The 10,661-nt window shown below is 67.2% G+C and carries 10 protein-coding genes and 1 pseudogene; 5 read left to right on the forward strand and 6 right to left on the reverse strand.

Annotated features, from left to right (window positions below):
• Positions 1–74: 74 nt before the first annotated feature.
• The 3 genes from ACZ60B_RS37980 (at position 75) to ACZ60B_RS37990 (ending at position 3,582) form a co-directional block, all read left to right on the forward strand.
• Positions 75–1,841 (forward strand): N-acyl-D-amino-acid deacylase family protein, encoded by a 1,767-nt coding sequence (locus ACZ60B_RS37980; RefSeq protein WP_469395454.1) that lies wholly within the window; start codon positions 75–77, stop codon positions 1,839–1,841.
• A 754-nt stretch (positions 1,842–2,595) separates the two neighbouring features.
• A complete protein-coding gene (locus tag ACZ60B_RS37985) occupies positions 2,596–2,853 on the forward strand; it encodes a hypothetical protein (RefSeq protein ID WP_469395456.1) in 258 nt (85 codons plus the stop codon).
• A gap of 132 nt (positions 2,854–2,985) precedes the next feature.
• A complete protein-coding gene (locus tag ACZ60B_RS37990; protein ID WP_469395457.1) occupies positions 2,986–3,582 on the forward strand; it encodes a cadmium resistance transporter in 597 nt (198 codons plus the stop codon).
• 135 nt (positions 3,583–3,717) lie between these two features.
• Here ACZ60B_RS37990 and ACZ60B_RS37995 read toward each other — a convergent pair whose 3' ends face one another.
• Both ACZ60B_RS37995 and ACZ60B_RS38000 read right to left on the reverse strand, forming a co-directional pair.
• Positions 3,718–4,035 carry a hypothetical protein gene (locus tag ACZ60B_RS37995; RefSeq protein ID WP_469395458.1) on the reverse strand — a complete coding sequence of 106 codons (318 nt, stop codon included), beginning with the start codon at positions 4,033–4,035 and terminating at the stop codon, positions 3,718–3,720.
• Positions 4,036–4,262: 227 nt separating this feature from the next.
• Positions 4,263–4,730 (reverse strand): nuclear transport factor 2 family protein, encoded by a 468-nt coding sequence (locus tag ACZ60B_RS38000; RefSeq protein WP_469395459.1) that lies wholly within the window; start codon positions 4,728–4,730, stop codon positions 4,263–4,265.
• Positions 4,731–5,668: 938 nt separating this feature from the next.
• On the opposite strand from ACZ60B_RS38000, the gene ACZ60B_RS38005 reads away from it, so the two are divergent.
• Positions 5,669–6,535 carry an alpha/beta fold hydrolase gene (locus ACZ60B_RS38005; protein WP_469395460.1) on the forward strand — a complete coding sequence of 289 codons (867 nt, stop codon included), beginning with the start codon at positions 5,669–5,671 and terminating at the stop codon, positions 6,533–6,535.
• A 222-nt stretch (positions 6,536–6,757) separates the two neighbouring features.
• On the opposite strand, the gene ACZ60B_RS38010 is transcribed toward ACZ60B_RS38005, so the two are convergent.
• The 4 genes and pseudogenes from ACZ60B_RS38010 to ACZ60B_RS38025 form a co-directional block, all read right to left on the reverse strand.
• Positions 6,758–7,342, reverse strand: a complete 585-nt coding sequence (locus ACZ60B_RS38010; RefSeq protein WP_469395461.1) for a hypothetical protein — start codon at positions 7,340–7,342, stop codon at positions 6,758–6,760.
• Complete coding sequence (locus tag ACZ60B_RS38015; protein WP_469395463.1) at positions 7,339–7,923, reverse strand: RNA polymerase sigma factor; 585 nt, start codon at positions 7,921–7,923, stop codon at positions 7,339–7,341. Before ACZ60B_RS38015 ends, ACZ60B_RS38010 begins: the two co-directional genes overlap by 4 nt.
• Positions 7,924–8,156: 233 nt before the next feature.
• The gene (gene cynR / locus ACZ60B_RS38020) at positions 8,157–8,975 is read right to left on the reverse strand and encodes a transcriptional regulator CynR (RefSeq protein ID WP_469395465.1); all 819 of its coding nucleotides are present in this window, start codon (positions 8,973–8,975) and stop codon (positions 8,157–8,159) included.
• A gap of 83 nt (positions 8,976–9,058) precedes the next feature.
• A pseudogene (locus tag ACZ60B_RS38025) lies at positions 9,059–9,911 on the reverse strand (aldo/keto reductase).
• Between the two features lie 139 nt (positions 9,912–10,050).
• On the opposite strand from ACZ60B_RS38025, the gene ACZ60B_RS38030 reads away from it, so the two are divergent.
• Positions 10,051–10,437, forward strand: a complete 387-nt coding sequence (locus tag ACZ60B_RS38030) for a hypothetical protein (protein WP_469395467.1) — start codon at positions 10,051–10,053, stop codon at positions 10,435–10,437.
• Positions 10,438–10,661: the final 224 nt, after the last annotated feature.

The raw sequence follows: 10,661 nt of genomic DNA on the forward strand, positions 1-10,661 counted from the left end.
GTCAAGACCGAAGGGGTGGTCTGCCTGGAGGGTTGCGGCAACCCTCCAGGCAGATTCGAATCCGAGGTGCAGATATGTCCGAAGCGCAGCGCGGCGCAGCGGTGGTCATCCGCGGTGGCACCGTCTTCGACGGTAGCGCCGATGCCCCCGGGCGGACGGCGGACGTCCTGGTGCGTGACGGCCGGGTCGAGCGGATCGGCGAGATCCGGGAGATTCCCGAGGGCGCCGAGGTGGTGGACGCCAAGGGCTGCTGGGTCACCCCGGGCTTCATCGACCTGCACACGCACTACGACGCAGAGCTGGAGGTGTCCCCGGGCCTCACCGAGTCGGTGCGCCACGGCATCACCACCGTGCTGGTCGGCAGCTGCGGCTTGTCCTTCGCGGTGGGTACGCCCGAGGACCTGGCCGACCAGTTCTGCCGGGTCGAGGCGATCCCCCGATCGGCCGTGCTGCCGATGCTGGAGCGCGTCAAGCGCTGGGACACCCCGACCGCGTACGTCGAGCACCTGCGGGACTCCGCGATCGGCCCGAACGTCACCAGCATGCTCGGCCACAACGCGGTGCGCGCCCATGTGATGGGTCTCGGCCGCAGCCTGGACAAGAAGATCAAGCCGACCCAGCACGAGGTCGGCACGATGCTCGCTCTGCTGCACGAGTCGCTCGACGCCGGCTACCTGGGCATGTCCTTCAACACCCTGCCGTGGGACAAGGTCGACGGCGACCGCTATCGCAGCAGGCCGATGCCCTCGGTGCACGCGGACTGGCGCGAGTACCGCAGCTTCACCAAGGTGCTGCGCGAGCGCGACGCCATCTGGCAGGTCGTGCCCAATCTGCAGAACCGCCTCAACTTCCTGCCGATCATGCTGCACAGCGGCGGCTTCCGGAGGAAGCCCATGAAGACCATGATGATCTCCATGGTGGACTCCCGGGCCTTCCGTGCGTACTACAAGATCGCCGGACACCTGTCCCAGGGCATCAACAAGCTCTACGGCGGAAACATCCGCTTCCAGTCCCTGCCCAACCCCTTCGACCTGTGGGTGGACGGCCTGGAGGTCCCGGTCATCGAGGAGCTCGGCGCCGGCACCGAGGCTCTGCACGAGACCGATCCGGACAAGCGCAAGGCCATGATGTACGACCCGGCCTTCCGCAAAAAGTTCAGCCGCCAGTGGCACAACCCCTTTGCCGGCCGCGCCTACCACCGCAAACTCAGCGAGCCGAAGATCGTCAACTGCCCGGACCCGTCCCTGATAGGCAAGACCTTCGCCGAGGTGGCCGCCGAGCGCGGCGTCAAGCCCATCGACGCCTTCCTCGACCTGCAGGGCGAGTACGGCAACGACCTGCGCTGGTACACCGTGCTCGGCAACGATCGTCCCGACCAGCTGGCCTGGATCGCCAACCACCCCTCAGTGCTCATGGGCTTCTCCGACGCAGGCGCCCACCTGCGCAACATGGGCTTCTACAACTTCCCGCTGCGCCTGTTCAAGCTGGTCCGCGACCGCGCTGCCGAGGGCAAGCCGGTCATGTCCACGGAGCGGGCCGTGCACCGGGTCACCGGCGAGATCGCCGACTACCTGGGCATCGACGCCGGCTACCTCGCCGAAGGCAGGCGCGCCGACCTGGTCGTGGTGGACCCGGTAGGTCTCACCGACGAGGTCGACCAGGCGCACGAGGAGCCGATGGAAGGCTTCGCCGGCATGGAACGCCTGGTGCGGCGCAACGACGCCGCGGTGCGCGCCGTGTACGTGAACGGTCGGCTCGCCTGGGACGGCAAGCAGCCCGCCTGCGGGTTCGGCAGCGAGCGAGGCTTCGGGACCTTCCTTCCGGCCACCGGCACGACCTGACCGACTTTCGCGAGGTGGGCGGTGCGGGCGCGGAGCGTACGTCTCCGGGGCCCGCACCGCCCGTACCGCCTCTGGCCCGGCTCGTGGAACGACACGTCCCGCAGCTGCTTGCCGTGGTGGGCATCGGTCCGGACACGGCCGTCACCTTGTTGATCACGATGGGGGACAGCCCGGAACGCCTGGGCAGCGAGGCGTCCTTTTGCGCCTGGTCGACGTGCTGCCGGAACCGTCCACCCTGCGGGTGATCGGTGTCTACAAGACAAGTACGCGACCCGCAAGGGACGGCAATACGGGACCGTCCTGGTCGATGTCGAGACCCGTCGGCCGGTCGACCTGCTATTCGACCGGGAATCGGCCAGCCTCGCGGCGTGGCTGCCGACGCGGCCGGGAATCGAGGTGGTCTGCCGGGACCGGGCCCCGTTCTTCGCCGAAGGCTCACACCACCACGAACAGGCGGAACGCCTCTTTCCGATCTTGGCTATGCCTCCCAGGGCTCCTGCCATTGCAGAGCGCAGCGACGCTGTCGCGTCGGTCTTCGCCCTCGCCCTCGACCTCGACGCATGCCGGCGTGGAGCGAGGGAGCGGTCGCGACGACGCGGTCGCCGATCGGGTGGTACCTGCGCCGGGGCGAGCGGGTGACGTCAGGCATCGTCGCCGTCGGCCGGAACTCCTCGCAGTACAGCGAGTGCGGCGGCGGGAGCCGGCGGCGCATAGTGCGCGCAGGCCAGGTGCCGTCCGGATGCCTGTGCCGGGCGTGAGCAGAGGAGCGGATCCGGTGCACCGCGACCACGACCAGGCCCTCGCGCTCACCCTCGCCGTGCTGCTCCTGCCCGGCAGCGTACTGCTGATGTCCTGCGGGATCGGCCCGGTCATTACGTTTGCCGCCGTGGCCGTCCTCGTCGTCACCGCCTACGCCGCCCCGGCCTCGCCCGCCCCCTGGCCCTGTACCGCGCCCTCCGCCAGCTTGACTCTGTTCATGACTTTCAGCAGTAGTTGTTCAGTACTTCGGTAAGCGTCCTGATGCTGTCGTGTTCGATGTTCACGAGAAGCAGCAGTACTGAGCCTCGGTCCCAGCGAGGGGCGCGATTCGGGCTCCCGGTAGTTTCATCGGGACACTTGCGCCGAAGGAGAAGGACACCCATTCGTGAACCTGGGCATCGTCGGGCAGGCCGCCGGGCTGTTCGCCGTCACCAATATCGACGACATCCTGATCCTGTCCCTGTTCTTCGCCCAGGGCGCCGGACACCACGGCTCCGCCCGCCGCATCGTCATCGGCCAATACCTCGGCTTCACCGCCATCCTTGCTGTTTCCGCCGCCGCCGCGTTCGGCGCCACCTTCCTGCCCGAGTCGGCCATCCCTTACCTCGGCCTGCTGCCCCTCGCCCTTGGGCTCAAGGCGGCCTGGCAGGCGTGGAAGCACCGCGAGGACGAGGACGGCGAGCAGGAGACGACTGAGGGCGGACCGAAGGCTGTGGAGGTGGCCGCCGTCACCTTCGCCAACGGCGGCGACAACATCGGCGTCTACGTCCCTGTTTTCGCCACCGCCGGCGTCGGCGGTATGAGCGTGTACGTGATCGTCTTCCTGATCCTGGTGGCCGTGTGGTGCTTCGCGGGCCGCTTCTTCGCCACCCGCCCCGTCATCGCCAAGGCCCTCAGCCGCTGGGGACACATTCTGCTGCCATTGGTCCTGATCGCCATCGGCATGCTCATCCTCATCGAAGGCGGCGCCTTCGGCCCGTGAGGCGCCTGGTACTCGCTGGGATCCGTTCCGCTTGTTGTCCAGGCGCCTTCCGAGCTGGTGCACCCGTGCTGAACCGGTGAACACAGCCAGTGTTCGATGTCGCGAGAGGCGACGGCACCTGGGCGGTCCAGGCCGTCAGTGCTCGCCGAAGAAGATCTCCTTGGCCTCGCGCAGCGCGTAATAGACCAGCGCGTACCCTGCGGCCGGGTCGGCCCACCACAGGCCGGCCAGAGAATTCAGCAGGAGGCCGAGCAACACGGCGGCGGCCAGCACGCCGTAGATGAGGGTGACCCGGCCCTCGGTCTTCAGCACCGGGTTGTCCAGCGCAGTGTCGGTGCGTGCCTTGCCGGTCGCGAGCACGAACATCACCGCGGCCGTCATCGCAGTCCAGCCGATGACCAGCGACGAGTGGCGGGGCCTGAAGCCGGTGGCCAGTACCCAGGTGGACTGCACCAGCAGAGGCGGTTCTGGCAGTCCACATCCGAGTCATACGCTGACAACAGCACGTCACCTCGAGGTCTGCAGTGCCGGGGCAGGGACCGGTATCTCAGGGACCGGTCCCTGCCCCGGCCTCAGTCGGATCAGTCCGTTTGGCTCGCCGAACGGGGGCAGTTGACGTCGCCGTCAGCGGTGGCCTTCACGGTCGTCTTCAAGACGCCGGTGCTGCTGGTGGGCAGAGGTCAGAACCCGAAGTCGCTCAGGCCGGGGTGGTCGTCGGGACGCCTGCCCAGCGGCCAGTGGTACTTGCGGTCGGATTCGGCAATCGGGAGATCGTTGATGCAGGCGAGACGGACCCTCATCAGGCCGTCCTCGCCGAAGTCCCAGTTCTCGTTGCCGTACGAGCGGTACCACTGGCCGGAGTCGTCGTGGCATTCGTAGGCGAACCTCACCGCGATCCGGTTCTCGGTGAACGCCCACAGTTCCTTGATGAGCCGGTAGTCCAACTCGCGGTGCCACTTGCGGGTCAGGAAGGCGACGATCTCTTCGCGTCCGTTGACGAACTCCGCGCGGTTGCGCCAGCGCGAATCCACCGTGTAGCCCAGCGACACCTTCTCAGGATCGCGTGAGTTCCAGGCATCCTCTGCCATCCGGACCTTCTCGATCGCCGTCTCCCGCGTGAACGGTGGCACGGGTGGACGTGTGGTCATGACTGTTCCTCCCGGATGATGGGATCTTCGAGTCCATGAAGGCATAGCGCAGCCCAGGCACCTGTAATCGGCCAGGCCGCGACCTTCTTTAAGGTTAGAGGCGGTCTACCGCATCGGCCTGGGGAAGACACGTCGGTTCCGGACGCAGAGTTCGTCGGGAGGAATCGCGATACGCACATGCGGATCCGGGCACTGGCTCACCGCCCTGGCTCCAAAGGTCCGCGCCAGCACCGCGAGGTGCCAGGAGACTCGCACTGGGTCCTTGTGCGGAAGTAAAACGTAGTCACCGGGCAGGCAGTGAATTCCCTGCCGGCATCTCGACGCTCTGGAGGCATGCCATAGAGGTGCCTGGTGGTGAGGCTAAGCCGGTGAGCTGCGACACGGCAGGCAGGCAGGCTCGTCTCCGTCAAGTGGGTCGGCCCAGGACATCGCCTGGCACGGCAGAACGGTCCACACCGAGATCTGGAAGATCCCTGCGGCCGGGTCCCATGTGGTGCGGCGACTGAATATTGACGGCGATGGGGGCCGAGATGCGCGCCGCCATGGCCTACCAATCCCCTTTGGTTCGTCCTGTCGACGCTGTGCGCGAACGGAGGACGCGAACGGTCAATTGAAGTGCATATGTGCACACCAGCCCCACTAGAGGGCGGGAGCGGAGCTATCCATCAAAAGTGTCACACTGGCGCGCGATACACATGTGCGTGAGAGTGGGTCCTGGAACCATCGTCTCTTGGCGCCTGCCCGCCCCTACCGGTGGCATCCATCGAGGCCGTTCGCAACGAAGAGATCCGGCACAGACCGTGTGAGTACCGACATCGAGCGGCTCCACGGCGAGACCAAAATCCTCAATGAAAATCGGGGCAGCAGACGCCGCGAAAGGCCGCAGCCCACACAGCGTGCGTCTGCGGCGACGGCCGAGTTTCGTGGAGAGATCAAACATGATCCCCATTCACTACCGCACCCAAGCCATAGACAACTTGGAAGTCTTCTACCGTGAAGCAGGGGTGTCCGATATGCCGACGCTGGTACTGCTGCACGGATTTCCGGCCAGTTCCCATATGTTTCGGGGGTTGATACCGGAGCTGGCGGACCGGTACCACGTGATCGCGCCCGACCATATCGGTTTCGGATACTCATCGGCTCCGCCCCTGGGCGAGTTTCCCTACACTTTCGCTGCGCTGACCGAGGTCACTGCCGGTCTGCTGCAACGCCTCGGAGTCGATCGATACGCGGTCTACGTCCAGGATTACGGCGCTCCGATCGGCTGGCGCCTCGCGCTCCGCGAGCCCGAGAAGGTCACTGCGATCATCACGCAGAACGGGAACGCCTACAACGACGGTTTCGTCAAGGACTTCTGGGACGGGCTGTTCGCCTACGCAGCGGATCCGAACCCTGACACCGAAGTGGCTATCCGGGTCGCACTCACCCCGGAGATCACTCGCTGGCAGTACGAGAACGGAGTCGCCGACAAGTCCCTCGTCAGCCCCGACACCTGGACCCACGACCAAGCCTTGCTGGACCGCCCGGGCAACGACGAGATCCAGCTGCAGCTCTTCAGGGACTACCCGACCAATGTCGAGCTGTATCCCGAGGTGCAGGAGTACTTCCGCAAAAGTCAGGTACCCCTGCTCGCTGTCTGGGGGGCCAATGACGAAATCTTCGGCCCCGACGGGGCCCGCGCTTTCCACCGTGACCTTCCGGATGCCGAGATCCATCTGCTCGACTCCGGGCACTTCGCCCTGGAAAGCCACCTTGATGCGATCTGCGGCTACATCCGCGGCTTCCTGGGCAGGTGCCTGGCCTGAAGTCTGGTGGCCGGGGTCCGCCGGACGGGCCCCGGCGGGCCCGGACGGCCCGACAGCCGTCTGCGCCAGGCACAGGCTCCCGCCCCGCCTCAACACTCTCGGATCGCGAGGCGCGAACATGTGACCTTCAGCGTCGCGCTACGCCGAAACCCCCAGATGGCCGCCGCCGGCCTCGAGCACGAGAGGGGCGGCGGCCCCAACACGCTGTCAGCACGGCCCGGGTCATTGGTCCCGGAACGCCTGGCGGTACAGATCCCGCATCGTCGGCTCGGCCCAGACCGTGCCGCCGCACACGTCGATCCTGCCGTGCTTGGCAACGACGAGGTAGCTGTCACCGGTACTGAACGAGACGGCTTCCAGGTTCTCGGCATGATCCACCGTCACGGTGCGCCTGTCTCCTCCGCGGTACCAGTGCTCGACCCGGAACGTGACCTGCTGACCCGTCACAGAGGTCACCGAACCTTCAAACGCAGTGGTGTTGGTGCGCAGCATGTCGACGCTGGGAGCAGCGCACTTGGCCGCTCCGTCTGCCGCCTGCACCCTCAGCACGAGTGGGGCCGCAGACGGAGAAGAGGCAGGGGAGCGGGTGCCCTGCCAGGCGAGGGCACCCGCCGTCGTCAGCGCGACCGCGGCCGCCGCGGCCAGCAGCAGCGTCCGCCGGGGGCGTCGTGTCCCGCTTTTCTGGGCGGGAACCTGGGTTGTAGTCATGGCAGCCTCCAAGAGCCGGTCGACATCAGGCGGAGGAGCGACGCCAATCAGCGCGGGATCCGCGGCCCTGAGGCGGGCAAGCAGTTCGTCCTCGTTCACCGGGTGCTCCTTCCGTCAGCTGTTTCGTGTCCGGCAGGCAGGCCGTTCTTTCCTTCGAGCAGCGCGGCCAGCTTCTTCTTCGCCCGGTGCAGGCGAATACTCACTGCGTTGGCACTCAGGCCCGTCACTTCGGCAATGGCACGGGGCGCGAGCTCTTCCCACGCCCACAGCAACACCACCTCACGGTCCGTCTCGCCGAGCGCGCCGAGGGCGGCGTGCAGTTGTTCGTGGTCGCCGTACTGCGGCTGCCCGGCCGGGACGGCAGCCGCCCGGGTCAGCCGTTCCACCAGTCGAAGGCGACGCCTGTCAGCTCTGCGCGCGTTGGACAGGCACCCCCGGGCCACGCCGTAGCACCAGGGCAGAACCGTGTCGGCAGCCGGCACAGGTCCCGCATCCAGACCGGGCACGTCGTCCAGGCGGCGCCACAGGACGAGCATGGACTCCGCGAGGATGTCGTCGACCTGGTCGGCATCGGCCCGTCTTCGTAGGTAGCGGTGCAGCGGTTCCGCCACGACGCGGGCCAGCGCCTCGTACCGCTGCTCGCGGGAGCGGGCGTGCTCCTGTTCTTGGATCGATTCCACACGCCTACCTGTCCGCACCCGAGCCGTTTCTTTCACGGTTCTGCAGATCGGCCTAACCGCCACTGGGCACCGCGCAACCGAGGGCTGGCCAGTGCAAGGCTACGGCTGTTGATAGCCGAGCCGTTCCGCACCGGGATGGGCTCTCGGCAGCTTCGGCGATGGCGTGGACTATGTGCTCAGAGGTCAGCCCCGTTGCGATCTCCTCCTGGACGAAACCATGTTCGTTGGCTTCCTCACGTTGGCGGCGGTGAGGCGTAGCCGCGGGCCTCGACGAGGTGGTGCGTGAGGTCGGTGAAAGCTCGGGATGCGGCGCTCTGATAGCCGCCGTGCCGTCGAAGAAGCGCCACGGTGCGCTTGGGCAGGGGTGGGGTCAGGGTGACCGTGTCGAGCTGAGGGTGGTCGTCGGTGACGACGTCGGGCAGCACGGTGGCCAGCGTCGTACGTTGAAGGATCTCGATGAGCGCCTGGATGGAGTTCGCCTCGATCGCGATGCGCGGGCTGATGCGGTGCCTTCCGAAGTAGGCGTCGATGTGGCTTCGGGTGGCGAAGTCGGTGCTGAGGAGGGCGAGCTGCAGCGTGGCCAGATCTTGCACGGCCAGTGCCTCGGGTCTCCGGTCCCGGGGGTAGTTGGGGCCCACCACGAGACTCAAGCTCTCGGTGAAGATGCGCGTGGTGTGGATTCCCTGCTGATGCGGCGCGTCGAAGGCGATACCGAGGTCGATGTCGTCGGCGAGCAGCGCCGCTTCCATACGGGTCTGGGTCATCTCCTTGAGGGACAAGGAAATACCTGGGTGGCGGGTATGGAATTCGGCAGCCATCGCTCCGACGAAATAGCCGATGAACGTGGGCGTGACCGCCAGACGCAGTTCGCCGCGGGAAAGGTCCTGAACGTCGTGCACGGCACGCTGGGCAGTTGTCAGTGAGCGCATGGCCTGCCGGGCATAGCGCTGGTACACCTCCCCGACGTCGGTCAGCCGCATTGTCCGACCCGAACGGTCCAGCAACTGAACCCCCAGACTGCGCTCCAGCTGCTTGATCTGCGTCGTCGTCAACCACGTGCGCCATCGGCGGCCGTATCCCGCGCCCCCGATCCGAGGCAAAGCGATCACTCTCATCGGGGCCCGCGGGGGCGTGGTCAGCCGTCGAGGCGGCGCTTGCTGAGCCAGGCGACCATCTCGGGGTCATGGTGGTCGAAGAACAGGGTCTTGCCGGTGTCGAGGGCGGCGATCTGCGTCACCTGCTCGTCGGTGAGAGCGAAGTCGAAGACGTCGATGTTCTGCGCCATCCGGTCGGGGTTGATGGACTTGGGGATGGTGACGATGTCGCTCTGGATCAGCCAGCGCAGCACGACCTGCGCCACCGACTTGCCGTGCGCCTCGCCGATGCCGGCGAGGACGGGGTGGGTGAACAGGTCGTTCTTGCCTTCGGCGAAGCCGCCCCACGCCTGGTGCTGCACACGGTGCTCGCGCATCAGGGCGTGGTCGGCGCCCCGCTGGAAGAAGGGGTGGGTCTCGATCTGGTTGACGGCCGGGGTGATCTCGTTGTTGAGGATCAGGTCCAGGAGCCGGTCGGGGTAGAAGTTGGCGACGCCGGTCGCCCGCGTCAGGCCTTCGTGCTGGGCGGCCTCCATGGCGCGCCACTGGCCGTAGACGTCGCCATAGGGCTGGTGCATCAGGTACAGGTCGACGTGGTCGAGGCCGAGCTTGACCAGGGAGGTCTCCAGGGCGCGGCGGGTGTTGTCCTGGGCGGGGGCGTCCTGGACCCACAGCTTGGTGGTGATGAACAGCTCCTCGCGCGGGATGCCGCTTGTTCTTGATGGCGTGGCCGACGGCTTCCTCGTTGCCGTAGGCGGCGGCGGTGTCCAGCAGCCGGTAGCCGGCCGCGAGAGCGTCGGTGACGGCGCGTTCGGTCTTGTCCGCTTCGATCTGGAAGACGCCGAAGCCGAGGATCGGCATCTGGACGCCGTTGTTCGAGGTGACGTGCTGCACGGGATTCCCCTGGAAGGGACGAGGGGCCGGCCTGTGGTGCCGGCTCAGCGGGTGGGTTCGGTGACCTGGGCCAGGACGCCGGTGGCGCTCATCGCGACGGGCCGGCCGGCGTAGAAGGCGAGGTGGGTGGGGGCTGTGGATGTTCTTGTCCAAGCAGGAATTGTTTGACCGGATCCGCCGCGACAGCTGGCAGCTGGGGCTGTCGATCCGGGCGTTGACGAAGAAGTACGGCGTGCACCGGTGTCTGGTGCGGGAGGCGCTGGCCTCGCCGGTGTCGAAGCCCCGGAAGCGGCCGGTGCGGACCTCGCCGCGGATGGAGCCGTACAAGAAGACGGTCGACCAGTGGCTCCGCGCCGACCGCGAAGCGCCGCGCAAGCAGCGATACACCGTCAAGCGGATTGGCACGCGGCTGGAGGAGGAGTTCGACGTCGCCCTGTCTTACACGACGGTGCGTGCCTTCGTCACCGCCCGCCCGCCGCCGGGCGATCGCCGAGGAGGGCGAGGCCGCGGCCGAGGGCTACTTTGATCCGGCACTACGCGCCGGGCGCGGATGCGGAGGTGGACTTCGGGGAGGTGGGGGTCGACCTGGACGGGGGCGGGCCGGACGGCACTCGCATGATGCGACTCTGCGCGAGGGGAGTCAGGCGTCGTCGGCGGTTGTCGTCGTGCGCCGGTGTTCTAGGGCGTCCAGGGATTCGGCGAGGCCGGTGTGGCGGGCGTCGAGGTAGGGGCGCATGCCGGTCAGGGGGG

This window comes from Streptomyces sp. NPDC104096 (assembly GCF_055584385.1).